The organism is Arthrobacter sp. KNU-44, assembly GCF_051843155.1.
Classification (GTDB): Bacteria; Actinomycetota; Actinomycetes; order Actinomycetales; family Micrococcaceae; genus Arthrobacter.
The window spans coordinates 4,390,647-4,414,459 of sequence record NZ_JBPXNG010000002.1 but is presented as its reverse complement, the minus strand read 5'-3'; the positions used below and the strand labels follow the sequence as shown (position 1 = coordinate 4,414,459).

At 64.6% G+C, this 23,813-nt stretch carries 20 protein-coding genes; 4 read left to right on the top strand and 16 right to left on the bottom strand.

Translation table 11 applies throughout. The features are described from left to right. Positions 1-105: 105 nt before the first annotated feature. From glpK to ACSVHC_RS21675, 3 genes are all read right to left on the bottom strand, one after another. Positions 106-1,620, bottom strand: a complete 1,515-nt coding sequence (glpK, locus tag ACSVHC_RS21685) for a glycerol kinase GlpK (RefSeq protein ID WP_437770069.1) — start codon at positions 1,618-1,620, stop codon at positions 106-108. Between the two features lie 58 nt (positions 1,621-1,678). After that, positions 1,679-2,428 (bottom strand): MIP/aquaporin family protein, encoded by a 750-nt coding sequence (locus tag ACSVHC_RS21680; protein ID WP_345450587.1) that lies wholly within the window; start codon positions 2,426-2,428, stop codon positions 1,679-1,681. A gap of 174 nt (positions 2,429-2,602) precedes the next feature. Then, complete coding sequence (locus tag ACSVHC_RS21675) at positions 2,603-4,405, bottom strand: glycerol-3-phosphate dehydrogenase/oxidase (RefSeq protein WP_437770070.1); 1,803 nt, start codon at positions 4,403-4,405, stop codon at positions 2,603-2,605. A gap of 124 nt (positions 4,406-4,529) precedes the next feature. Between ACSVHC_RS21675 and ACSVHC_RS21670 the strand changes: the two genes are divergently transcribed. The 4 genes from ACSVHC_RS21670 to ACSVHC_RS21655 are packed head-to-tail and all read left to right on the top strand — an operon-like array spanning position 4,530 to position 8,468. Further along, on the top strand, positions 4,530-5,492 hold the full coding sequence (locus ACSVHC_RS21670) for a sugar-binding transcriptional regulator (RefSeq protein WP_437770071.1): 963 nt from the start codon (positions 4,530-4,532) through the stop codon (positions 5,490-5,492). Between the two features lie 54 nt (positions 5,493-5,546). Next, positions 5,547-6,428, top strand: a complete 882-nt coding sequence (locus ACSVHC_RS21665; protein ID WP_439181296.1) for an aldo/keto reductase — start codon at positions 5,547-5,549, stop codon at positions 6,426-6,428. Positions 6,429-6,438: 10 nt separating this feature from the next. Beyond that, entirely contained in the window at positions 6,439-7,386 is a 948-nt protein-coding gene (locus ACSVHC_RS21660) for an alpha/beta fold hydrolase (RefSeq protein WP_437770073.1), read from the top strand. Continuing rightward, positions 7,383-8,468 (top strand): glycosyltransferase family 4 protein, encoded by a 1,086-nt coding sequence (locus ACSVHC_RS21655; protein WP_439181294.1) that lies wholly within the window; start codon positions 7,383-7,385, stop codon positions 8,466-8,468. The genes ACSVHC_RS21660 and ACSVHC_RS21655 overlap by 4 nt, the downstream gene beginning before the upstream one ends. Here ACSVHC_RS21655 and ACSVHC_RS21650 read toward each other — a convergent pair. The 13 genes from ACSVHC_RS21650 to pyrR form a co-directional block, all read right to left on the bottom strand. Next, a complete protein-coding gene (locus tag ACSVHC_RS21650) occupies positions 8,465-10,603 on the bottom strand; it encodes a primosomal protein N' (RefSeq protein WP_437770075.1) in 2,139 nt (712 codons plus the stop codon). The genes ACSVHC_RS21655 and ACSVHC_RS21650 overlap by 4 nt on opposite strands. Positions 10,604-10,690: 87 nt before the next feature. Then, a complete protein-coding gene (gene metK, locus ACSVHC_RS21645) occupies positions 10,691-11,920 on the bottom strand; it encodes a methionine adenosyltransferase (protein WP_234754218.1) in 1,230 nt (409 codons plus the stop codon). Between the two features lie 92 nt (positions 11,921-12,012). Next, positions 12,013-13,260, bottom strand: coding sequence for a bifunctional phosphopantothenoylcysteine decarboxylase/phosphopantothenate--cysteine ligase CoaBC (coaBC, locus tag ACSVHC_RS21640; RefSeq protein ID WP_439181293.1), 1,248 nt, complete (start codon positions 13,258-13,260; stop codon positions 12,013-12,015). A 26-nt stretch (positions 13,261-13,286) separates the two neighbouring features. Continuing rightward, positions 13,287-13,547 carry a DNA-directed RNA polymerase subunit omega gene (gene rpoZ, locus ACSVHC_RS21635; RefSeq protein ID WP_028267125.1) on the bottom strand — a complete coding sequence of 87 codons (261 nt, stop codon included), beginning with the start codon at positions 13,545-13,547 and terminating at the stop codon, positions 13,287-13,289. Between the two features lie 39 nt (positions 13,548-13,586). After that, on the bottom strand, positions 13,587-14,159 hold the full coding sequence (gene gmk / locus ACSVHC_RS21630) for a guanylate kinase (protein WP_345450601.1): 573 nt from the start codon (positions 14,157-14,159) through the stop codon (positions 13,587-13,589). 89 nt (positions 14,160-14,248) lie between these two features. After that, positions 14,249-14,575 (bottom strand): integration host factor, actinobacterial type, encoded by a 327-nt coding sequence (mihF, locus tag ACSVHC_RS21625; protein ID WP_437770077.1) that lies wholly within the window; start codon positions 14,573-14,575, stop codon positions 14,249-14,251. A 109-nt stretch (positions 14,576-14,684) separates the two neighbouring features. Continuing rightward, positions 14,685-15,599 carry an orotidine-5'-phosphate decarboxylase gene (gene pyrF, locus ACSVHC_RS21620; protein ID WP_437770078.1) on the bottom strand — a complete coding sequence of 305 codons (915 nt, stop codon included), beginning with the start codon at positions 15,597-15,599 and terminating at the stop codon, positions 14,685-14,687. Then, positions 15,592-18,912: a carbamoyl-phosphate synthase large subunit gene (gene carB / locus ACSVHC_RS21615; protein ID WP_437770079.1), complete on the bottom strand. Its 3,321-nt coding sequence runs from the start codon at positions 18,910-18,912 to the stop codon at positions 15,592-15,594. The genes pyrF and carB overlap by 8 nt, the downstream gene beginning before the upstream one ends. Continuing rightward, entirely contained in the window at positions 18,912-20,201 is a 1,290-nt protein-coding gene (gene carA, locus ACSVHC_RS21610; RefSeq protein WP_437770080.1) for a glutamine-hydrolyzing carbamoyl-phosphate synthase small subunit, read from the bottom strand. The genes carB and carA overlap by 1 nt, the downstream gene beginning before the upstream one ends. Continuing rightward, complete coding sequence (locus ACSVHC_RS21605) at positions 20,182-20,703, bottom strand: PH-like domain-containing protein (protein WP_437770081.1); 522 nt, start codon at positions 20,701-20,703, stop codon at positions 20,182-20,184. Before ACSVHC_RS21605 ends, carA begins: the two co-directional genes overlap by 20 nt. Then, positions 20,703-22,049 carry a dihydroorotase gene (locus ACSVHC_RS21600; protein WP_437770082.1) on the bottom strand — a complete coding sequence of 449 codons (1,347 nt, stop codon included), beginning with the start codon at positions 22,047-22,049 and terminating at the stop codon, positions 20,703-20,705. Before ACSVHC_RS21600 ends, ACSVHC_RS21605 begins: the two co-directional genes overlap by 1 nt. Continuing rightward, a complete protein-coding gene (locus tag ACSVHC_RS21595; RefSeq protein ID WP_437770083.1) occupies positions 22,049-23,062 on the bottom strand; it encodes an aspartate carbamoyltransferase catalytic subunit in 1,014 nt (337 codons plus the stop codon). The genes ACSVHC_RS21600 and ACSVHC_RS21595 overlap by 1 nt, the downstream gene beginning before the upstream one ends. Next, complete coding sequence (gene pyrR / locus ACSVHC_RS21590) at positions 23,059-23,640, bottom strand: bifunctional pyr operon transcriptional regulator/uracil phosphoribosyltransferase PyrR (RefSeq protein ID WP_437770084.1); 582 nt, start codon at positions 23,638-23,640, stop codon at positions 23,059-23,061. Before pyrR ends, ACSVHC_RS21595 begins: the two co-directional genes overlap by 4 nt. Positions 23,641-23,813 lie beyond the last annotated feature (173 nt).

The following is a 23,813-nucleotide window of genomic DNA, read 5'->3' as shown; positions in this document are numbered from 1 at the left end:
GCGGGGCAGGGGCCGCCCCATCGAAACAGGTGAGGCGGCCCCTTTTCGGGGCGAGCAGAACTAACTCGGCGGCAGGGCGAAAGTCTCCCTCAACCGAAGTGAGGCCTACTTAACGTCGTCGTCCACCCAATCCATGGACTTGGTCACTGCCTTCTTCCACAGCCGCATCTGCCGCTCCTGCTCTTCGGCCGGAAGCTGTGGCTCCCAGCGCTTGTCTTCGCCCCAGTTCGAGCTGAGCTCGCCGAGGTCCTTCCAGAAGCCGACGGCGAGTCCGGCCGCGTAGGCGGCGCCGAGGGCCGTGGTTTCCACGACCTTCGGACGGACAACGGGCACGCCCAGGATGTCGGCCTGGAACTGCATAAGCGCCTCATTGGCGACCATGCCGCCGTCGACCTTCAACTCGGTCAGCGGAACGCCCGAGTCCGCGTTGACGGCGTCGAGCACTTCGCGCGTCTGGAAGGCGGTGGCTTCCAGGGCCGCGCGGGCGATGTGGCCCTTGTTGGCAAAACGGGTCAGGCCAACGATGGCACCGCGGGCGTCTGCGCGCCAGTACGGGGCAAACAGGCCCGAGAACGCGGGGACGATGTAGACGCCACCGTTGTCCTCGACGCCGGCCGCAAGCGTCTCCACTTCGGGAGCGGAGCTGATCAGGCCGAGGTTGTCGCGGAGCCACTGGATCAGTGAGCCCGTGACAGCGATGGAACCTTCCAGTGCGTAGTGCGGTTTGGCGTCACCCAGCTTGTAGCCGAGCGTGGTCAGCAGGCCGTTCTTCGAGTGGACGATTTCTTCGCCCGTGTTGAAGATCAGGAAGCAGCCGGTGCCGTAGGTGTTCTTGGCTTCGCCCGCCTGGAACGCCGCCTGGCCGAAGGTTGCCGCCTGCTGGTCGCCCAGGATGCCCGCGACGGGCACTTCGCGCAGCAGCTGCGAGGTGTGGACCGTGCCGTAGACCTCGGAGGAGGACTTGATGGCGGGCATCATCGACAGCGGCACGCCGAACGCGTCCAGAATTTCCTGGTCCCATTGCAAGGTGTCGAGGTCCATGAACATGGTGCGCGAGGCGTTGGTGACGTCCGTGGCGTGTACGCCGCCGTCCACACCGCCTGTCAGATTCCACAGGACCCAGCAGTCGGTGTTGCCGAAGATGAGGTCCCCGGCTTCAGCCTTGGCCCGCGCACCTTCGACGTTGTCCAGGATCCACTTGATCTTGGTGCCGGAGAAGTAGGTCGCCAAGGGCAGGCCGACCTTTTGCTTGAAGCGCTCGGGGCCGCCGTCCTGGCCCAGTTCGTCCACGATGGACTGGGTGCGCGTGTCCTGCCAGACGATCGCGTTGTAGATGGGCTCGCCCGTGTTCTTGTCCCACACAACGGCGGTTTCGCGTTGGTTGGTGATGCCGACGGCAGCGATGTCGTGCCGGGTCAGGTTGGCCTTGGACAACGCAGAGCCGACGACCTCCCTGACGTTGTCCCAGATCTCCACTGGGTTGTGCTCTACCCAACCTGCCTGGGGAAAAATTTGCTCGTGCTCCATCTGGCCGGTGGAGACAATGTTGCCTGAGTGATCGAACACGATGGCACGCGAGCTGGTGGTTCCCTGGTCAATGGCGATGACGTATTGCGACATTTTGACGTCCTTGTCTGCTTGCTTTGGTGTGGATGCTGGATAGGTGCTGAGCGGTTTGCTACTTGGCGACGGTTGCCATGATCGGTATGGAGTGGGCGACGAGTCCGGCGATGGTCCCGCCCAGGAGCGGGCCGAGGATCGGAACCCAGGAGTAGGCCCAGTCGCTGGAGCCCTTGCCCTTGATCGGCAGAATAGCGTGGGCGATACGCGGACCGAGGTCACGGGCGGGGTTGATCGCGTAGCCCGTCGGGCCGCCAAGGGAGGCGCCGATGCCGACGACGAGCAATGCCACCGCGAGCGGGCCCAGGCCGGAGGGAGTGCCGCCGAAGGTCAGGATCACGAAGACCAGCACAAACGTGGCGATGATTTCCGTAACGAGGTTCCAGGGGTACGAGCGGATGGCCGGTCCCGTGGAGAATACGGCGAGTTTGCTGGCTGCCAATGGCTCGGCGTCGAAGTGCTGCTTGTGGGCGAGCCAGGCGAAGACAGCGCCCAGGAAGGCGCCGAGCAGTTCTCCACCGAAGTAGGTGAACGTGGATGCCGCACTCACGGCCACCCCGGGGGCGAACTCGGCCTTGCCGTCAACCAGGAGACCAAGCGTGACCGCCGGATTCAGGTGCGCACCGGACATAGCCGCTACGTATACGCCGGCAAATACTGCGATGCCCCAGCCAAAATTCACCATCAGGAACCCGCCGCTGTTACCCTTCGTGCCTTTGAGCGCGACGTTTGCAACAACGCCACAGCCAAGCAGGGTAAGCATTCCGGTTCCGAACACTTCGGAAAGGAAAACAATTCCGAGAGACATCTTTGACTCCTCATTTTCTTCTGTTGTCAGCCCTGCAGGTTTTGTGGGGGCCGTTGGGTCGGCGTCCGTTAGCGCCGTCCCGGTTGCGGTTCTCCCTTGCGGAGCGGAGAACCGCAACCCTTGTGTCCAGGCTTCTTGGCCGGAACAATCAAGCTGATGTGACGTACATTACGTTCATGCGACGAGGCTGTGAACAGTCACGCCATGAAAACGTAGAAGCACCTCCTGTGCGTGCTGGATTTCCACTCCACGCTTCGCTGAATCCCAACCAAGCTGCGTGGCGAGGACTTCGGCAATTTCGTTCAGGAGCTCCCCGGTCACGAGCCCCCGGAAGGCCAGCGAGGTGCGGCGGATGAGGACATCCACGAGGTGCCCGATCTGTTCGTTGACCGCCATGAATTCGAGCTCCCGGACGCTGAGCTCGTTCGTGGAGCGCAGTTTCCGGTCCTCGCCCGCCTTGAGGTAGGCGATGACGTCCTCGGCGCGGGTGCCGTAGCGGGTGAGCAGGCCGCTGACCCTGTCGGCACCGAGACCGGGAGCCATGTGCTTCTTGACCCAGTCCTGGATTCCGTCTTCGCTGTCCGGGAAACCCAGGCCGCCTCCGATGGCGAGCTTCGCCGTCGAGGTCTTCCGCTCCATGCCCAACTCGCGCAGAACCTCGTTGCTCAGGTGTTCGGCGAGGGCCCGGAAAGTGGTCCACTTTCCGCCGATCAATGAAAGTACGACGGCGGCCTTGCCGCCTTGAGCGGCCGCAGCACCGAAGGCTTTCCGCTCGCTTCTCTCGATCCGGTAGTCGCGGGATACGAAGCCGGGCTGGGTGTCGTCGTGGCGCGGAAGCGGCCGGACGCCGGCGAAGCTGTAGACGATATGGGTTCGCTCAACCTTGATGGAGGGGAAGACGTGCCCGACGAGGTCGAAGAAGTAGTCAATCTCGGCTTCGGTGCACACGGCATCCTGGGCCATGTCGGCCTCGACGTCGGTGGTGCCCACCAGAACGCGGTCGCCCATCGGGTAGATCAGTACGATCCGCCCGTCCGTGTGTTCGAAGAAGATCTCGCGGCCGCCGCATGCTGCGAGCAATTCCGGATGGTCCAGGACAATGTGGGAACCCTTGGTTCCTCCCATGAAGCGGCTCGCGGCACCCATTGCCTCATTAGTGAGGTCGACCCAGGCGCCGGTGGTGTTGACGATCACGTCGGCCTGGAAGCTGAATTCCTCGCCCGTGAGTTCATCGCGCAGCAAAACAGTGCCGGCTGTACCGGCTGATTCGGCGTCCGTCGAGAGAAGGGAGACGTAGTTGCTGGCACGGGCGCTGCCGCCCGGCAAACCGCTCCCAATCCCGGCCTTTTCGCCGTCCTGCAGCACATCGAGGGTGAGTCGCTCCGGGTTGTGCACGGACGCGTCAAAGTAGGTGGCTGCGTATTTGATGCCGGGGTGCAATCGCGGCAGCTCAGCCAAGGCCTTCTCCTTGCCATGGAACTGATGGCGGGGGACGCTGCCGCCGTCGCGCGAGAAGAAGTCGTACATGCTCAATCCGAGTTTGATGAGGAAGGCGCCGCGTTCCTTCGGCTTGCCTTGCTTGTGCGTGAGGAAGCGTGTGGGGGCGGAAAGTATCCCGGAGAAGGTGCTGAAGATGGGGATGGTTGTCTGCAGGGGCTTGACGTAATGGGGAGCGATCTTCAAAAGCCGGTTGCGCTCGACCACGGATTCCTGGACGAGGCGGAATTCCCCGTTCTCGAGGTAGCGGATGCCGCCGTGGATCATGTGGGATGAGGCTCCGCTGGCGCCCTGGCAGTAATCGCCGCGTTCTACGAGTGCGACATCCACGCCCTGCAGTGCCAAATCACGGAAGGTGCCGACGCCGTTGATGCCGCCTCCGATGATCAGCACCTGGGCTTGCGGCCGTTCGCGAAGTGCCGAAACCGAGGTCCGACGTGGTGATCCTGCTGCGGAACCGGAATTGCTGGTGTATCCCAAAACTGCTCCCTTGGGCTTTGGTGTGTGCGCTGCATCACTTGACGTCGCACCTTGCACAACTATTCTTCGAAAGAATGGAAAATGAAATCAAGCTACTTGCACAAACGTGCAGAACGGAATTGAGATGCCACGCTCACGACATTCAGAGGCCCTCCGGGCAGCACAGATGTACTACCTGCAGGACCTCACCATGGACGCCATCGCCCGCGAACTTCGGACCTCGCGTTCAACCGTCTCGCGGCTGCTGTCCTCGGCCCGTGAGTCGGGACTGGTCCAGATCCAGATCCGCAGTCCACTGGATTCCGCCCCTGAACTGGAGCGTATGATCCGCAACGAATACGGCGTCGATGTGCATGTGGTGCCCGTCCTGGACACCTTGAACGAGGCGGAAACCCTTGACCGGGTGGCGACCCAGGCCGCACGGACCATTGGTCCCCTGGTCGATTCCAACGCCATTATCGGAGTGGCCTGGGGTGCCACCATCAGCGCGGTCAGCAGGCACCTGACGCGCAAGATCACGCACGGCAGCACTATCGTGCAGCTCAACGGCGCCGGCAACATGCAGACGACCGGCATCACCTACGCGAGCGACATCATGCGCCGTTTCGGCATCGCCTATGGTGCTCGGGTGGAACAGTTCCCTGTACCCGCTTTCTTCGACCATGCTTCCACGAAGACCGCCATGTGGAATGAGCGCAGCGTCCAGCGCGTGCTCGATCTCCAAGCCAGGATGAGCATCGCCATCTTCGGTGTCGGTTCGGTGCATTCGGACTATCCCAGCCACGTCTACGCCGGCGGCTACCTCGACGAAACGGACCTGTCTCTGCTTGCCAGCTCGGACGTCGTGGGCGATGTTGCCACCGTCTTCTTCCGCGCCGACGGCTCTTCCGACGGCATTACCCTCAACGAGCGGTCCACCGGCCCAAGCCACGAGCAACTAAGGCAGGTCCGCCGCCGCATCTGCGTCGTCTCGGGTGCATCCAAGATCAACGGGCTGCGCGGAGCTCTGCAAGCGAGGCTGGCCACAGATCTGATCCTGGACGAGGCAACGGCGAAGCGCCTGGTCAGTTTCGGCAGCCCTTCCTGAATAATTGAAGGACCCTGAAACATTCCCGGCATCGAGGTAGGTAGAGTCTTGGCTATGAAACCCTCGCCTAGGCTCAGTCTCAACAACGGTGTCTTGATTGACCAGTTGGGGTTCGGGCTTTACAAGGTGCCGCCGGCGGACGCCACGTCTTTGGTCGCCACTGCGCTGGGCGCCGGCTACAGGCACTTCGATACAGCCGCCATGTATGGCAACGAAACCGGGGTCGGCCGGGGCATCGGCAGTGCGGTCATTCCCCCGCCCGGAGTGGACAGCAACACAGGAGGCTCCGGGGAAGGAAGCCACGGACTCTCCCGCGAAGACGTCTTTGTCACCACGAAGCTCTGGAACGACGACCAGGGCTACGACTCCACGCTCCGCGCCTTCGATTCCTCGATGGCCAATCTCGGCCTCGACTACGTCGATCTGTACCTGATCCACTGGCCCTGCGCAGGGCGCGGTTTGTTCCAGGAAAGCTACCGGGCAATGGAAACCCTGTACCGCGAAGGCCGGGTGCGTGCGATCGGCGTCTCCAACTTCCAGCCGGACCATCTCGATGCGCTCATGCAAAAAGCCGAAGTGGTTCCGGCGGTGAACCAGATTGAACTGCACCCTTGGTTGCAGCAGACCCGGCTCCGCACTCTCCACGAGCAGTTGCGCATCCGCACGGAAGCGTGGAGCCCCTTGGGCCGCGGCCAGGTCCTTCAGGATCCGGCAGTTCGGGCCCTCGCGGACAAATATGGGAAGACACCTGCGCAAATCATCATCCGCTGGCACCTCCAACTGGGAAATATCGTCATCCCGAAAGCGAGCACAGCGGCACGCATCCAGGAGAACTTCGATGTCTTCGGCTTCGAGCTGGACGCCGATGACATGGATGGCTTGGCCGCCCTCGAACGCCACCACCGCACCGGGTCACACCCGGACAACGTCAACTAGGACCTGCCGAATGGAACAAGTGGACACCAACCACTCCCCCGAACCCGCACCAACCTCCCCACGGGAGTTCTTCAGCAAGGCCTTGGCCGCCCGGACGAGTGCCTCGGACATCGACCTCGACGGCAGCAACGTCGCCTATTGGTGCTACGAACCGGTCACGGTGACCGCGGATACCCGGACCATACTGGTCATCCACGGTTTCCGCGGCGATCACCACGGCCTGCTCCGCGTCGTAGACCACTTGCCGGAAATGCGTGTCATCATGCCCGACCTTCCCGGCTTTGGCAGCTCGGAGCCTTTCGCCGGAGACCCCCACACCGTGGAACGCTATGGGAAGTTCATCACCGGTTTCATGGCCGCCGTGGGTCTTGGAGCGGACACGGTTCTCCTCGGGCACTCCTTCGGATCCATTGTTGCCAGCCATTTCGCCGCCGCGAATCCGGGAGCCATCCGTCCGCTGATCCTGGTCAATCCCATCGCCGCTCCCGCGCTTGAGGGTCCCAAAGGCCTCATGACCAAGCTGGCAGTCCTCTACTACCAGGTCTCCGCCAAGCTCCCGCGCCGGCTGGGGCTCGCCGTCCTGCGCAGCCGCCTCATTGTCCGGGTCATGAGCGCCGCGATGGCCAAGACCCGGGACAAAGAACTGCGGGCCTTCGTTCATGGCCAGCACGATGCGTACTTCTCGGCGTTCGCCGACCGTGCGAGCCTCCTGGAGTCTTTCCGGGCTTCGGTGTCCAGCCATGTGGCCGAGGTCGCCGCGCAATTGGACCTTCCCGTGTTGTTGGTGGCCGGCGAGAAAGACGAGATCGCCCTGCTCCGGGACCAGCACAAGCTCTTGGAGCTGCTGCCGGACGGGGCGCTGGAAGTGATTCCCGACGTCGGGCATTTGATCCACTACGAGACGCCGGCTCCGGCCGCCGCCGCCATCCGCAGCTTCCTGGAGGAACACCCCGCGTGAAGATCGTCATAGATGCCCGCTTCACCCGCACGGACCATCATGACGGGATCAGCCGCTACGGATCAAGCCTCATAGCGGCGACATCCAAGATCGCGGACGTCACCATGCTCATCAGCGACAAGCGTCAGTTGGCGCTGCTCCCGGATGTCCCCTACGTCCACATCAGCAGCCCGCTGTCCCCCCGTGAACTGTTCGTGGCGCGCGAAGTCAACAAGCTCGAGGCCGACGTCGTGGTTTGCCCGATGCAGACCATGGGTACCTGGGGCCGCAAGTACGGACTGGTCCTGACCCTGCACGACCTCATCTACTATGAGCACCCGGCCCCTCCGGGCTTTCTGCCCGCACCGGTGCGGTTGCTCTGGCGGCTTTACCACAAGGCCTACTGGCCGCAGCGTTTGCTTCTCAACCGGGCCGACATCGTTGCCACCATCAGCCACACCACTGAGTCGCTCATCTCGGAGTTCAACTTGACCCGCCGCCCGGTCCGGATCGTGGGCAACGCACCTCAGCCAGGCCAGGCGCCGCGCGATCCCGCAGCCGGCGCCGAGAAGTCCCTGCTCTACATGGGCTCGTTCATGCCCTACAAAAATGTAGAGACCATGATCCAGGGAATGGCCGAATTGCCCGGATTCACCCTGCATCTGCTCAGCCGGATCACCCCCCAGCGCCGGGCAGAGCTGGAGGCCTTGGTCCCGCCGGGCGCGAAGGTCGAGTTCCACAACGGCGTCACGGATGCCGAATACGATTCCCTCCTGCTCCGGGCTACCGCCCTCGTCAGCCTGTCCAAGGCAGAAGGCTACGGGCTGCCCCTGGTCGAGGCGATGGCACTTGGCACTCCCGTGGTCGCCAGTGACACCCCCATCTTCCGTGAGGTCGGCGGGGACGCCGTGAGCTACGTGCATTCCGAATCGCCGGGCGAATTTGCTGCAGCAGTCAAGGCCCTTGAAGATACGGAATTGTGGCAGGCGCGCTCACGCCGTTCCGTGGAACGCGCGGCTGATTTCAATTGGGACGAGTCGGCCCGCCAACTGCTGGCCGTGGCCGAAGAGATCGTTGCGATGCGCAGCCCCAAGCGACGCTAGAGGAAGTCGACGCCGTCAAGCCGCAGTTGCACGGGTCCCGAGGTGCGCTTCGCCGCGCTGGAGGCTTTGACGGCCCGCATGGAACGCGTAGCCTCCACCGCCTGTGCATAGGGAATGAAGATCAGTGTCCGGACGTCCGGATCGCGTTCCTGTTCTACCGCACGCTGCGCAGACAGCGTGAGGGAGACCGGTGCGGGGCCCGCGGTGCGCAGCTGGATAGTTTCGGCCAGGCTTTCGGTGAAGTGCACGACGTCGGCCCGCTTGCCTGTCACTGAGGCGATCCGGACTGCTGGCGGCAACTGGAGTTCCTGCCGGAGTGCCAGCTCGCGGGAGGCATATCCCGCAGGGTCCCAGCGCAACAACGCGCCCGTCGCGGTGGTGTCGTCGGCAGTGATGACTACGAGTCCGCCTTCGTTCGCGGGCCGTACGAGGGCCGCCGCGTTGAACCATCGCCGTACGGTGTCCTCACCGGCGCGCAGGTTTTCCCTGCGCAGGAGCGAATTGCCATCCAGGAGCAGCGCCGCCGCGTAGCCCCCGCTGGCTACCGGTTCAGCGCCCACAGTCGCGACCACGAGGGCACGGGCATCGGATACCGTGGCTTTGACCTGGTCCCCCGAAGACGTCACCACGGCCTTGCCTGGAAAAGCCCTGCCCAGTTCTTCCGCGGTCCTCAGCACACCGGCCGCCCCCCTGCGGAGTCGGCCTCCGCCGCAATGCCGGCACCGCCATTCCGGGGCCGGGGTGGAGCACCAGCGGCACTGCGGAAGAGCCGATTGACCGGCGATCGCGAGGGGTCCCTGGCAGTTGTTGCACCTGGCGGTTTCGCGGCAATCCTCGCAGACAAGGGACGGGGCGTAGCCGGCCCGGGCCACCTGCACCAGGACGGGTCCGCGTTCCAGTCCCTCTTTGGCGGCCCGCCAAGCGGCGCCGGGCAATCGTGCGATCTTCGCCAGGGGATCGCGTTCCTGCTCGAAGCTGTCAGCCGTATTGAGCACCCGTGGCGTCCTGGCCCGGACCACTTGCCGGGGAGCTTCCACGGGCACAGCCCAGCCCCCTTGGACAAGCCGCTGAAGCTCTGTGCTGCGGCTATGCGCGGCCATGAGGCACGCCGCTGATTCCTGTTCGGAACGCAAGAGCAGGATTTCCCGGGTGTGGGCGTAAGGGGCGCGCTGGTCAATGTGGAGGTCGTCGCCGTCGTCCCAGCACACCACCAGCCCCAGGTCCTGCACCGGAGCGTACGCAGCGGAGCGGGTGCCCACTGCCACCTTCGCGGCGCCGCTGAGGAGCCGAAGGTAGCTCCGGTACCGCGGTGTCTGGCCGTCGTCCGCCGTCAACCGCGCGAGGTCTCCTGGTGGCAGGACAGCGCGCAGCGCCGCCTCCATGCGGTCGAGATCACGGTAGTCGGGGACGACGACGACGGCGCCCCGCCCTGAGGAGCGGACTGCCGCCACCGCAGACGCCACAAGCTCGGGCCAGCCGGCGGCTCCAAAGCCCTGTGTCGCAGTCAAGACGGCACGGGGTGAGCCACCCCCGGCGAGGTGTTGCAGGTAAGGCGCCCCGTTGGCGTAGGAAGCCCACGCCGCTTGCGCCCGCGTAGCGGAGCCCTGTATGGACCCGCTGCGCTCCTCGCTGCCTTCCCCTGGCTCCTCCAAGAGGGATTCGCCGGAGAGGAACTGCTTCTCCAGGCGCGCGACGCGGGGCGGAATGGCGGTGCGGAGGACATCGCTGAGCGTCCCGGCGTAGCGGGCCGCGACGCTGGAGGCAAGCTCCAGCAACGCCGGAGTCAGAACCGGAACGGCTGAAACCACCTTGAGGAGCGGAGTCAGGGCATGTCCGGCCTCCGACGATTCCATGCGCTCCAAGACATAGCCGTTGAGTTCCTGACCGCTGAAGCGGACTTTGACCCGGACGCCTGCCAGAGCCGTTCCATCCAACTCGGCCGGGACGCTGTAGTCGAAAGGCCTGTCGAGGTGCGGCAAGGACGATTCGATCAGGACCCGTGCCACGGGATCGCTCGCCGCGAGCGGTGGTCCCCCGACGTCGGTCCCCCGCGAAGGGAACCCTTGCAACAAGGACGGCTGATGGGATGGCGAAGACGACGCCATGGCAAACGGAAGCAGTGAACCATCGCTCATGCTTGCCACCTCCCTGGAGTGCCGGATGCCTTGGGGCAATCCAAGCAGGCACCACCGACAATTCCGGCCCTGGCTGGAGCAGCCAAGTCAGGCGTTGAAGAATTCCTTCAATTCGTCCACGCGGTCCAATCGTTCCCACGTGAAATCCGGCTCGTCGCGGCCGAAGTGGCCATGCGCCGCGGTCTTTGCGTAGATGGGGCGCTTGAGGTCGAGGGCGTCGATGATGGCGCGCGGACGGAGGTCGAAGATCTCCGCAATCGCTTCGCTGATCTTGGCCGGGTCAACAGTCTCGGTGCCAAAGGTTTCCACGTAGGTGCCCACCGGACGCGCCTGGCCGATCGCGTAGGCGATCTGGATTTCGGCCCGCTTGGCCAAACCTGCCGCTACGACGTTCTTCGCTACCCAGCGCATCGCGTAGGCCGCCGAACGGTCCACCTTCGACGGATCCTTGCCCGAGAAGGCACCGCCGCCGTGGCGGGCCATGCCGCCGTACGTGTCAACGATGATCTTTCGGCCTGTCAGCCCGGCGTCGCCGACGGGACCGCCGATGACGAAGGCACCGGCCGGGTTCAGGATGTTCGCGACGTGGGAGATGTCCAGGTTGGACACGGCCAGGACGGGCTCGATCACGTGGGAGGCGAGATCGGCACGCAGGCGATCGAGGTGGGTCCCTTCGGCGTGCTGGCTGGAGATGACCACCGTTTCAACGGAAACCGGACGGTCGCGGTCGTACCCGACCGTGACCTGGGTCTTGCCGTCAGGGCGCAAGTAGGCCAGTTCGCCGCTCTTGCGGACTTCGGTGAGACGCTCGGAGAGCCGATGGGCGAGCCAAATCGGCGTCGGCATGTAGGACGGAGTCTCATCGCTCGCGTAGCCGAACATGATGCCCTGGTCACCGGCGCCCTGGAGGTCGTAGTCGTCCTCCTGGCGCCCTTCGCGGGCTTCGAGCGAATTGAAGACACCGCCGGCGATGTCGTTGGACTGCTGTCCGATGGAGACAGACACGCCGCAACGGGCGCCGTCGAAGCCGTTGGCGGACGAGTCATAACCGATGCCGAGGATAGTCTCGCGGACGATCTGCGGAATTTCGACATACGCATCAGTGGTGACTTCGCCGGCTACGTGCACCAAGCCGGTGGTGGCCATGGTTTCAACAGCCACGCGCGACTCGGGGTCTGCAGCCAGGAGCGCATCGAGGATGGCATCGCTGATCTGGTCGCAGATCTTGTCCGGGTGCCCTTCCGTAACAGACTCCGAGGTGAAGAGCCGGAGCTTGGACGGGATGCCGTGGGATTCATGGTGCAGCGGTAAAGTCACTCGACTACCTTACTCGGTTGGGGGCGGCCGGGTTCCGCCGTATGTCCCTATGCTAAGGATGGACCAGCTAAGCAATGAGCGTCACGCGGCGCTTACGTTGCCGGGTGCACGCGGCTCAGTTCCGTGCTGATGCGGTCAATAACAGCGGCGGCGACGTCGGATTTGGAACCTGCCGCCGATTGCGGCGCCGCGCCATGGCCGGAGAGAATGATCACAGAATTCTGGTCCTGGCCGAACACGCGCCCGACGCCGACCTGGTTGACCACCAAAAGGTCGCAGCCTTTGCGTTTGAGCTTGGCGGTGGCGTGCTCCAGGACGTTGCCGTCCTCGTCTCCGGTTTCGGCTGCAAACCCGATGATCAACTGCGTGGATGCCTCAGCGTCGCGGCGCACCACCAGCTCATGCAGGATGTCCGGGTTCTGCACGAGGCGCACCACGGGGGCATCGTTGCCGTTGACCTTCTTGATTTTCGTGTCCGAAACTTCGGCAGGGCGGAAATCCGCGACGGCCGCGGCCATGATCACGACGTCGGAGCCGGCAGCGGCTTCCAGCGCGGCATCACGGAGCTCCAAAGCGGATTCAACCTGGATCAGTTCGACGCCCGCGGGTGCCTTGACCTCCATGTGGGCTGCGAGGAACCTGACATGGGCGCCTGCGTCAAGGGCCGCGGCGGCCAGTGCAACACCCTGTTTGCCGGAAGACCTGTTCCCCAGGAAACGGACCGGATCCAGGGCTTCCCTGGTGCCGCCGGCGGAAATCGTGATGGTGCGCCCGGCCAGGGGTTTCGGGCCAGCAAGCAGGGTTGAAGGCGGGGATGTGCCGACCAAAGCCATGGCGGCCGCGAAGATCGCTTCCGGCTCGGGCAGCCGGCCTGGCCCGGAGTCCGCGCCGGTCAACCGGCCCACTGCGGGTTCCAGGACGGTGATGCCCCGGCTGCGCAGTGTCTCCACATTCGCCTGGGTGGCTTTGTTGTGCCACATTTCGGTGTGCATTGCGGGAGCGAAAAGCACCGGACCGTGGGCCATGAGGAGTGTATTGGTCAGCAAATCCCCCGCTTGGCCGGTTGCTGCCTTGGCCAGCAGGTCCGCAGTTGCCGGGGCGACCACGATGAGGTCCGCCTCATGCCCGAGACGGACGTGGTTGACCTTCTCGACATCGTCAAAGACGCTGTTGCTCACCGGATTGCCCGAGAGGGCCTCCCACGTAGCCACGCCGACAAACCGAGTGGCTGCTTCCGTGGGAATGACCGTGACGTTGTGTCCGGCTTCAGTAAAAAGCCGGAGGAGCGATGCAACCTTGTAGGCTGCGATCCCTCCCCCGACTCCGAGGACTATGCGCACGTGACCTCCGTCAACAGGCAGTCTGTTTACTCTGCGGGCTCGATGGGAGTGGAAACCAGCAGGCCTTCGTTGATCTCGCGCAGGGCGATGGAGAGCGACTTCTCGTTCAGCTTCGTGTCGACCAGCGGGCCAACGTACTCGAAGAGGCCCTCGTGCAGCTGGGCGTAGTACGCGTTGATCTGGCGCGCGCGCTTGGCGCCGAAAATCACCAGGCCGTACTTTGAATCGGCAGCAGCAAGCAGCTCGTCGATCGGCGGGTTGATGATGCCTTCAAGGTTCGTGGACACGAATTCTCCAAATTCTAACGGGCTGACAGGTGCTAGCGCTTAGCGCTGGTGCGGGGTAAGCCCCATGAGTGAAACAAGCTCGTCCGCTGCCCGGCGTACGTCGTCATTGATGACGGTGTGGTCAAACTCCGGTTCAGCGGCAAGTTCCAGTTTAGCGGTTTCCAGCCGTTGCTGCTGTTCCTCCGGGGTTTCGGTGCCGCGTCCCACCAGACGGCGGACCATTTCGTCCCAGCTGGGCGGAGCAAGGAACACGAAGTTGGCGTCCGGAACTGCCGCCTTGACTTGGCGGGCCCCCTGCAAATCGATCTCCAGCAGCACGGACCTGCCTTCGGCGATGGCGGCGTCCACGGTGCTGCGCAGCGTGCCGTAGCGGTTCTTTCCATGGACCACGGCCCACTCAAGCAACTGGCCGTCCTCGACGAGTGCGTCGAATTCTTCGGCGGACTTGAAGTAGTAGTGGACGCCGTCCTTCTCCCCCGGCCGCGGGGCGCGTGTGGTGGCTGAAACTGACAGCCAGACCTCGGGGTAATTGTCCCGGATATACGTGGATACTGTTCCCTTGCCAACGGCAGTGGGGCCTGCGAGGACGGTCAGTCCCGGATTCTTGCTCACATCGTCCTTCGTGGAGATCCTATATATGCTGCATATCTTCTTAGACGCCGCATATGTTAAACGCTGCATTTGTTAAACGCTGCATTCGTTTAAACGCCGTATTTGTCTTCCATAAAATCTATCAGCGACCGGGACTGGTGAATTCCCAAGCCCCTGAGCCTGCGTGAAGCGGCGATCCCGATCTCCGCCATGATGGTCGCCGCCCGGACCGGGCCGATGCCCGGAACGGCCTCGATAAGCTCGGAAACACGCATGCGGGCGATGGCCTCGTCAGTCTGTGCCGACTTAATCAGCCGGGCAAAGCTGAGTTCGCCCGTCCTGAGCTGTTCCTTCGCGAGAGCCCGTCGTGCCCGGGCTCTCGCGGCTTTCTCCAAGGCATCGGAACGTTCCTCTGGCGACAGAGCCTTTAAGGTCACTGACACATCCCCCTTTGGCCGGCATCGAGTGCGTAGCGGATTGGACTGATCCCGAAGCTATCGCGTGGTCAGTGCGGAGCGCAATGCATTGGACCCACGAAGATCAGGCTCAGGCTTCCAGCAAGCCATCGCGGGTGGACTCGGTGGCGGAACGCAGTCCGGCAATTGTTGGACCGGCCGCGAGGATTCCGCGGCTCGAGGTCGCCAGGACCGCCGGGTACGCCGTGCCGAAAGTGGCACGCAGATCAGCCGGCGTCGCTCCTTGCGCGCCCAGCCCGGGCGCCAGGATGGGCCCGTGAACGGCGTCGAGGTCCAGCCCGAGTTCCACGAGTGCCCCGCCGATCGTGGCACCCACCACGAGACCGACCGAGCCCAGACCCGCAGGCCCGCTGCCCCCCGAACCGGGAGTGACGGAATAACGGCGGTTCTCCTCGGCCGCGGCCTCGGCGATCCGCCGGGCCACCGATTCCGAACCCCCGACATGCTGCACGGACTTGCCCTCCGGGTTGGAGGTCAGGGCGAGCACAAAAACACCCCGTCCGGACTCGGCCGCGAGGTCGAGAGCGGGTCGCAGCGACTCGAAGCCAAGGTACGGGCTCAGCGTGACCGAGTCTGCGGCCAAGGCGGAGCCATCCCGTAGCCAGGCGTCGGCGTAGGCAGCCATCGTGGAGCCGATGTCTCCGCGTTTGGCGTCGGCGATACTCAACACTCCGGCATCGGATGCGGCCGCAAGGGTCCGTTCCAAGACCGCCATGCCTGCTGAGCCGTGACGCTCATAGAGCGCCACCTGCGGCTTGACCGCGGCAGCGAGCCTCGCCACGGCCTCCACGACAGTGAGCGAAAAGCGCTCCAGGCCGGCGACGTCGTCGTTCAACCCCCAGTCCGCCAAGAGCCCCGCGTGCGGGTCAATGCCGACGCACAAGGGGCCACGGGCGGCCATCGCGGCAGCCAGCCGGGAACCGAAAGGCTGTCGGGGACCAGAGCTAAGAACAGGCTGCTCCCCGGCTGCGGCAGACTCAGGCATTGACGGCCTCGGCTGCCGCGGCCTGGGAAGCTGACAGCGCAGCGGCGTGCTCCTGCAGGCTCGTCACCGACCACTCGTAAGTGCGCAACGCCTCGATGGCCTGCACGGCGGCGTTGAACTCCGCAACCGTGGTGATGCAGGGAATGCCTATGGACGTAGCGGCCGCACGGAGTTCGTAGCCGTCGCTGCGGGCTTCGCCGCCGGAAGGCGTGTTGAAGACCATGTCGATCTCGCCGGCGATGATGAGGTCCGCGATGGTTCCTTCGCCTTCGGCGCTGCTGCCTTCGGCCACCTTGCGGACCGGGGTGGCCTGGATGCCGTTGCGGCGCAGGACATCCGCGGTACCGCCTGTGGAGACGATCTCGAAACCGAGATCGGACAGGCGCTTGACGCCCATGATCACCGAACGCTTGTCGCGGTTGGCGACAGAAACGAAGATCTTGCCTTCGGTGGGCAGGGCGTTATTGGCCGCGGCCTGGCTCTTGGCGAAAGCGGTGTCGAAGTGCTTGTCGATGCCCATGACTTCGCCGGTGGAGCGCATCTCAGGGCCGAGCAACGAGTCCACTACCTTGCCTTCGGGTGTCCGGAAGCGGCTGAACGGCAGCACGGCTTCCTTCACCGCGACGGGAGCGTCGAGCGGCAGGGTTGAACCGTCGCCCGTTTCCGGCAGCATCTTGTAGGCGCTGCGGAGCTGGTTGATGGTGACGCCCGTACCGATGAGGGCCGCGGCCTTGGCCATCTGCACGCCCGTTGCCTTGGAGACGAACGGAACCGTGCGGGACGCGCGCGGGTTGGCCTCCAGCACGTAGAGCACGTCGGACGCCAGGGCGAACTGGATGTTGATCAGGCCCCGGACGCCTACGCCTTCAGCGATGGCCCGGGTGGCCGTGCGGACGCGTTCGATCACGTTGCTGCCGAGCGTGATCGGCGGCAGGACGCAAGCGGAGTCACCGGAGTGGATGCCGGCTTCCTCGATGTGCTCCATGATGCCGCCGAGGTACATGTCCGTTCCGTCGAAGAGCGCGTCGACGTCGATTTCCACGGCGTCCTCGAGGAAGCGGTCGATCAGCACCGGGTGGTCCGGGGTGATTTCCGTGGCGTTGGCGATGTAGCGCGAGAGGTTGGCTTCGTCGTAGACGATTTCCATGCCGCGGCCGCCAAGCACGTAGGACGGACGGACAAGGACCGGGTAGCCGATTTCGTCGGCGATCTTCTTGGCGTCCTCGAAGGACACGGCGGTGCCGTTCTTCGGGGCGATCAGTCCAGCCTGGTCGAGCACGCGGGAGAACATGCCGCGGTGTTCGGCGAGGTCGATCGCTTCCGGGGACGTACCCAGGATCGGCACACCGGCGTCTGCCAGCTGCTGTGCGAGCTTGAGCGGGGTCTGGCCGCCGAGCTGCACGAACACGCCCATGACGCCGCCCGTGCGTTCCTCCGCCGCGATGACTTCGAGGACGTCCTCGAGTGTCAACGGCTCGAAGTAGAGGCGCGTGGAGACGTCGTAGTCCGTGGAGACGGTTTCCGGGTTGCAGTTGACCATGACGGTTTCGTAGCCGGCCTTGCGCAACGCCATGGAGGCGTGGACGCAGGAGTAGTCGAACTCGATGCCCTGGCCGATGCGGTTGGGTCCCGAACCCAAAATGATGACGGACGGCTTGGAGTGCAGGCCGACCTCGTCCTCTTCGTCATAGGACGAGTAGTGGTAGGGGGTGTACGCGGCGAATTCGGCGGCACAGGTGTCCACCGTCTTGTAGACCGGACGGATGCCCAGGGCCTGCCGCACGCCGCGGACAACGGCTTCCGGGTTGTGGGTCAACGAGCCGATCTGCTCATCCGAGAAGCCGTGGCGCTTGGCGTTGCGGAGCATGTCTTCCGTCAGGGCGCCGGCCTTGCGGATCTCGTGGGACATCTCGTTGAGCAGCTGCAACTGGTCCAGGAACCACGGATCGATCTTGGTGGCGGCGTAGAGGTCCTCGAGCGAAGCGCCGCCGAGCAGGGCGCGCTGGACCTGGTGGAGGCGGTCCGTCGTCGGGCGCTTGGACTTCTCGATGAGCTCCGGAACTTCCCATTCGGGCACATGGCTGAAGTCCAGTTGCGAGCCCTTCTGCTCGAGGGAGCGAAGGGCCTTCTGCAAGGCCTCCGTGAAGTTGCGGCCCATGGCCATGGCTTCACCCACGGACTTCATGGTGGTGGTCAGCGTGTTGTCCGCTGCGGGGAACTTCTCGAACGCGAAGCGGGGAACCTTGACGACGACGTAGTCGAGTGTCGGCTCGAACGAAGCCGGCGTTTGCTGCGTGATGTCGTTGGGGATCTCGTCCAGGGTGTAGCCCAGGGAGAGCTTGGTGGCGATCTTCGCGATCGCGAAGCCGGTGGCCTTGGAGGCCAGCGCAGAGGAACGCGAAACACGCGGGTTCATTTCGATGACGACGACGCGTCCCGTGTGCGGTTCGATGGCGAACTGGATGTTGCAGCCACCGGTGTCGACGCCGACTTCGCGGATGACGGCGATGGAGATATCGCGCAGCCGCTGGTACTCGCGGTCAGTCAGGGTCAGGGCCGGCGCAACGGTGATGGAGTCGCCCGTGTGGACACCCACCGGATCGAAGTTCTCGATGGAGCAGACAACAACGACGTTGTCGTTCTTGTCGCGCATCATCTCCAGCTCGTACTCTTTCCAGCCGAGGATGCTCTCTTCCAGCAGGACCTCGGAGGTGGGGCTGTACTGCAGGCCCTGGCCCACGATGCGGCGCAGGTCGTCCTCGTTGTACGCCAGGCCGGAGCCCAGGCCGCCCATGGTGAAGGACGGACGGACAACCATCGGGTAGCCGAGGTCTTCCGCTGCGGTCAGTGCTTCATCCATGGTGTGGATGATGTGGCTGCGGGCCGACTCGGCGCCGCAGCGTTCCACGACGCCCTTGAACTTTTCGCGGTCCTCGCCGAGTTCGATCGCGGCAATGTTGGCACCGATCAGTTCGACGTTGTACTTCTCGAGCACGCCGTTCTTGTCCAGGGCGATGGCCGTGTTGAGGGCCGTCTGTCCACCGAGGGTGGGCAGGATGGCATCCGGGCGCTCCTTGGCGATGATCTTTTCGACCACCTCGGGCGTGATGGGCTCAACGTAGGTGGCATCGGCGAACTCGGGGTCGGTCATGATGGTGGCCGGGTTGGAGTTCACGAGGATGACGCGCAAGCCCTCCTCTTTGAGCACGCGCAAGGCCTGGGTTCCGGAGTAGTCGAACTCGGCCGCCTGGCCGATGACGATCGGGCCGGAACCGATGACGAGGACGCTCTTGAGATCTGTACGCTTTGGCATTACTTGGTGTCCTCGTTCTTCGCGGAGTTCGATGTCTGAGTGTCGGCGGCCTGTGCGGCGTCCTGGCTGTTCTTCGTGCTCTCCATCAGATCGATGAAGCGGTCGAAGAGGTAGGCGGCGTCGTGAGGTCCGGCCGCGGCTTCGGGGTGGTACTGGACCGAGAAGGCCGGGATGTCGAGGCACGCGAGTCCTTCGACGACGTCGTCGTTGAGGCTCACGTGGCTGACCTCCACGCGGCCAAAGCGCTCTTCCGGAGCCATGGTGGCGCCGTCCATGGGAGCGTCGACGGCGAATCCGTGGTTCTGCGAGGTGATCTCGACTTTGCCCGTACGGCGGTCCATCACCGGCTGGTTGATGCCGCGGTGGCCGTACTTGAGCTTGTAGGTACCGAATCCGAGCGCCCGGCCCAGGATCTGGTTGCCGAAGCAGATTCCGAAGTACGGCATCCTCTCATCGAGAACAGCGCGGAGCAGCTTCACCTGCGCGTCTGCGGTGGCGGGGTCGCCCGGGCCGTTGGACATGAAGAAACCGTCAGGGTTGACTGCCTTGACGTCATCCAGCGTTGCGGTGGCCGGCAGGACGTGGACGCGTACGCCGCGTTCGGCGAAGCGGACCGGGGTCATGGCCTTGATGCCTAGGTCGATCGCGGCGATGCTGAATTTCGGCTCGCCGTCCCAGCCATGGTCGGCGGGTTCGACGACGTAGGCTTCGTCGATGCTCACTTCTTCGGCCAAGCGGGCGCCTTCCATGGGCGCGCTGGCGAGGACAGTGTCCAGGAGCTCCTTGTCGGTGGCCTTGGCTGCCTCGCCGGAGAAGATTCCTGCACGCATGGTCTTGTGCTCGCGCAGGTGCCGGGTGATGGCGCGGGTGTCCACGGCCTGGATGCCGACGATGCCCTGTTCCACGAGCTCTGCGTCGAGGCTGCGCTCCGAGCGCCAGTTCGAGGGGCGTCGCGCAGCGTCGCGGACCACGTAGCCGGCAACCCAGATGCGGCGGGACTCGGCGTCTTCCTTGTTCACGCCGGTGTTACCGATGTGCGGAGCCGTCTGGACCACCAGCTGCCGGGCATACGAGGGGTCCGTGATGGTTTCCTGGTAGCCGGTCATGCCGGTGGCGAAGACCGCCTCGCCCAGCGCCACGCCTGTGGCGCCGTAGCTCCGGCCGCGGAACGTGCGGCCGTCTTCGAGGACCAGCACCGCCGCGGAGGACTCTGCTGGGTTGGTATTGCCTGTCACTGTGCCTGCTACTGCATTGCTATCCGTCACTTTGTTACTTTCCACTATCGGCATCTGCCTGGGGGGCTGCAGAGATCAATTCTTGAAGTGCTTCGAGGAGCGGTTGCTTGTCGGCGGCGTGCCTTGTCCTGAATCCGGTGTCGAGGTCGTGTTCTCCGAGCATCCAGCTCAAGACTACGAGTCCGTCCTTCTCTACGAACTTGCCTGCCATGCCGTCGGCGCTGCCGCAATCGGTCACGGCGTCCGCCGGAACGAACAGTGGTACTGTCCCCTTCCGGTCGAAGAGGACGCCTTCCCGGTGGACGCTCATTTCCGCGTTCCCGCGGAACCCAAGTCCATGGACGGCGACCCGGTCAAGCCAGTCTCCCGCCGTCGTCGTGGCCACGTACTGGCCTTCAGCCACAATGCCGGCCGGGCTGAGCCTTTCGGGCACTTCCGGAAGCTGCGCGAGGCCCGCCTGGCGTCTGAGCCTGCCGCGCCAACCTATCGCAATGAGTCCGGCCGCGACCGCCGCAAGAACCACAACGAGGAGCAAGGAAGCAAGTTTGTTGTCCATCAGTTGCTGCCGGCGCCCGCGGGCTCCGCGGCGTAGCGGTACGGCGTGTTGAGCTTGCCGTCCAGTACGGTCGGATGGCCCTTGAAGAAGGTGGCGACGACAGCGCCGGGCAGCTCTTTGCCCGCAAAGGGTGAGTTCCGGCCCATGGTCGCCATCTTATGCGGATCCACCGTCCACCGGGCAGCCGGGTCCACGAGGATGACGTTCGCGGGCTCACCGGCTTCGAGCGGCCGTCCCTGATCCGCCACGCGGCCGATGGCAGCGGGAACGGTGGACGTGACGCGGGCGAAGTCGGCCCACGTCATGAGCCCGGTTTCGATCATGGTTTCCTGGACTACCGACAAGGCAGTTTCCAGTCCGGTCATGCCCATGGCCGCCTGGGCCCACTCGCATTCCTTGTGCTCGCTCGGATGCGGGGCATGGTCCGTGCCAACGACGTCGATTGTGCCGTCGGCGAGTCCGGCACGGAGCGCCTGGACATCGGCGTCGGTGCGCAGGGGCGGGTTGACTTTGTAGACGGGGTCGTAGCTGCGGACCAGTTCGTCGGTGAGCAACAAGTGGTGCGGGGTGACCTCGGCGGTGACGTTGATCCCCCGTTCCTTGGCCCAGCGAACGATTTCCACCGATCCGGCGGTGGATACGTGGCAGACGTGCAGGCGGGAGCCAACGTGCTGGGCCAGGAGGACGTCCCGGGCGATGATGCTCTCTTCGGCAACCGCAGGCCACCCGGCGAGGCCGAGAACCGCGGAGACGGCGCCTTCGTTCATCTGGGCACCCGCGGTGAGGCGGGGTTCCTGCGCGTGCTGGGCAACGACGCCGTCGAACGCTTTGACGTACTCAAGGGCCCGGCGCATCAGCACGGGATCGTGGACGCAGATCCCATCGTCGGAGAAGACCCGGACCTGGGCGCGGGAGTCCGCCATGGCGCCGAGTTCGGCGAGCTGCTCGCCCGCGAGTCCGACCGTGACCGCACCCACGGGACGGACATCCACCCAACCGGCGGCACGGCCCAGGCTGTGGACCTGCTCGACGACGCCGGCGGTGTCCGCCACCGGGTTGCTGTTGGCCATGGCGTGGACCGCGGTGTAACCGCCAAGGGCTGCGGCGCGGGTACCCGTTTCAACGGTTTCCGCGTCCTCGCGGCCCGGTTCACGCAAGTGGGTGTGGATGTCGACCATGCCGGGAAGTGCCACGAGGCCGGCGGCCTCGATCACGGTGGCGCCTTCGGCGGAAAGGCCGATGCCGCGCTCAGCGATGATTCCGTCGCGGATCAGCAGGTCCTCGGCCTCGCCACCCAGGATGGCCGCGCCGCGGATCAAATAGGTGCCTGTTGCGGTCTCGGTCATCAGTTGCTCTCCTTATCGGAACGGGCGGTGCCCGGCATGGGGGCGGCTTCACGGGAGTCCCCCGAGAGCAGCAGGTACAGGGCAGCCATCCGGACCGACACGCCGTTCCGGACCTGGGCCAGGACGGTGGATCGCGGTGAATCGGCAGCCGCGGAAGAAATTTCAAGTCCGCGGTTCATGGGCCCGGGGTGCATGATGATCGTGTCCTTGAGCCCGAGTTCGTCGAGGGCGCGGAGGCGGGCATCGTCGAAGCCCCAGCGCCGGGAATACTCGCGGGTGGAGGGGAAGAAGGAAGCGTTCATGCGCTCACCTTGGACGCGCAGCATCATCATGGCGTCGACTCCGGCCTCGAGGGTCTCGTCGAGGTTGTAGCTGACCTTGCAAGGCCACTGTTCGACGCCGATCGGCAGCAAAGTGGGCGGGGCCACGAGCGTCACTTCCGCGCCAAGGGTGCGCAGGAGCCACACGTTGGAGCGGGCGACGCGGGAGTGCAGGACGTCGCCGGCGATAGCGACGCGCATGCCCGTGAGGTCTGCGCCCGTGGACGCCGAGCCGTGCAGCTTGGACCAGTGGCGGCGCATCGTGAACGCGTCGAGGAGAGCCTGTGTGGGGTGTTCGTGGGTGCCGTCCCCGGCGTTGATGACGGCCGCGTCGATCCAGTCGGTGGCGGCCAGGCGGTGCGGCGCCCCTGAAGCCCAGTGGCGGATGACTACGGCATCGGCCCCCATGGCTGCGAGGGTCTGCGCGGTGTCCTTGAGGGATTCGCCTTTCGAAACCGAGGAACCCTTGGCGGCGAAGTTGATGACGTCGGCGGAGAGCCGCTTCGCTGCTGCCTCGAAGGAAATGCGGGTGCGGGTGGAGTCTTCGAAGAAGAGGTTGACCACGGTGCGGCCGCGGAGTGCGGGCAGCTTCTTGACCTCCCGGTCCCCTACCGCCGCCATCTCTTCGGCTGTGTCCAGGATACGGATGGCGTTCGTGGCGCTGAGGTTTTCGGTGGAGAGGAGGTGTTTCATGCGCCTGCCTCGATCACTACTTCATTGATCGGCTGACCGTCCACGGAATCGAATTCTTCAAGGTGGACCCGGACCTTTTCCGAGGAGGACGTAGGCAGGTTCTTCCCGACGTGGTCCGCGCGGATCGGGAGTTCGCGGTGCCCGCGGTCCACGAGGACGGCCAGGCGGACGATGCGTGGCCTGCCGAGGTCGATGATCGCATCAAGGGCTGCCCGGATGGTGCGTCCCGAGTACAGGACGTCATCGATGAGGACTACAACCTTGTTGTCGATGCCGGACAACGGCAGTTTGGTGGGGTAGGGAGGCCTGGCGGGCTGGTGGGAAAGATCGTCACGGAACATGGTGACGTCCAGCTGACCGACAATTGCCGAGGCATTGACCGATGGATCAGCGGCGGCGATTTTTTCCGCCAGCCGCACGGCCAGCGGATAACCGCGCCGTGGGATGCCCAAAAGAACCAGATCCTGGGAACCCTTGTTGGCTTCGAGGATCTCGTGGGCGATACGAGTGAGTGCGCGGTCGATGTCCGCTTGGTTGAGAACAACCCGGGACGGCACCGGCGCAGTGACTTCAGTCATCGCTCGTCTCCCCTTTCCCCGCCTCACCGGACGGAATTAAAAAAGGAACATTTGCTCTTCAAAATTACCACAGGGGCGACGCCCGGCTGGCGCGCTCGGGAGCAAGGCGATGCGTTTTAGCTCACACCCTGGTAATGCGAAGGGCCGGTACCCACAGTTTCCTGTGGCACCGG

Excerpts from the sequence above, each read along its gene's own strand:
- carA (WP_437770080.1), bottom strand. The coding sequence starts at position 20,201 with ATGCCGATAGTGGAAAGTAACAAAGTGACGGATAGCAATGCAGTAGCA.
- ACSVHC_RS21665 (WP_439181296.1), top strand. The coding sequence starts at position 5,547 with ATGAAACCCTCGCCTAGGCTCAGTCTCAACAACGGTGTCTTGATTGAC.
- ACSVHC_RS21605 (WP_437770081.1), bottom strand. The coding sequence starts at position 20,703 with ATGGACAACAAACTTGCTTCCTTGCTCCTCGTTGTGGTTCTTGCGGCG.
- ACSVHC_RS21680 (WP_345450587.1), bottom strand. The coding sequence starts at position 2,428 with ATGTCTCTCGGAATTGTTTTCCTTTCCGAAGTGTTCGGAACCGGAATG.
- ACSVHC_RS21650 (WP_437770075.1), bottom strand. The coding sequence starts at position 10,603 with ATGAGCGATGGTTCACTGCTTCCGTTTGCCATGGCGTCGTCTTCGCCA.
- ACSVHC_RS21670 (WP_437770071.1), top strand. The coding sequence starts at position 4,530 with ATGCCACGCTCACGACATTCAGAGGCCCTCCGGGCAGCACAGATGTAC.
- ACSVHC_RS21600 (WP_437770082.1), bottom strand. The coding sequence starts at position 22,049 with ATGACCGAGACCGCAACAGGCACCTATTTGATCCGCGGCGCGGCCATC.
- pyrR (WP_437770084.1), bottom strand. The coding sequence starts at position 23,640 with ATGACTGAAGTCACTGCGCCGGTGCCGTCCCGGGTTGTTCTCAACCAA.
- ACSVHC_RS21595 (WP_437770083.1), bottom strand. The coding sequence starts at position 23,062 with ATGAAACACCTCCTCTCCACCGAAAACCTCAGCGCCACGAACGCCATC.
- ACSVHC_RS21660 (WP_437770073.1), top strand. The coding sequence starts at position 6,439 with ATGGAACAAGTGGACACCAACCACTCCCCCGAACCCGCACCAACCTCC.
- glpK (WP_437770069.1), bottom strand. The coding sequence starts at position 1,620 with ATGTCGCAATACGTCATCGCCATTGACCAGGGAACCACCAGCTCGCGT.
- carB (WP_437770079.1), bottom strand. The coding sequence starts at position 18,912 with ATGCCAAAGCGTACAGATCTCAAGAGCGTCCTCGTCATCGGTTCCGGC.
- pyrF (WP_437770078.1), bottom strand. The coding sequence starts at position 15,599 with ATGCCTGAGTCTGCCGCAGCCGGGGAGCAGCCTGTTCTTAGCTCTGGT.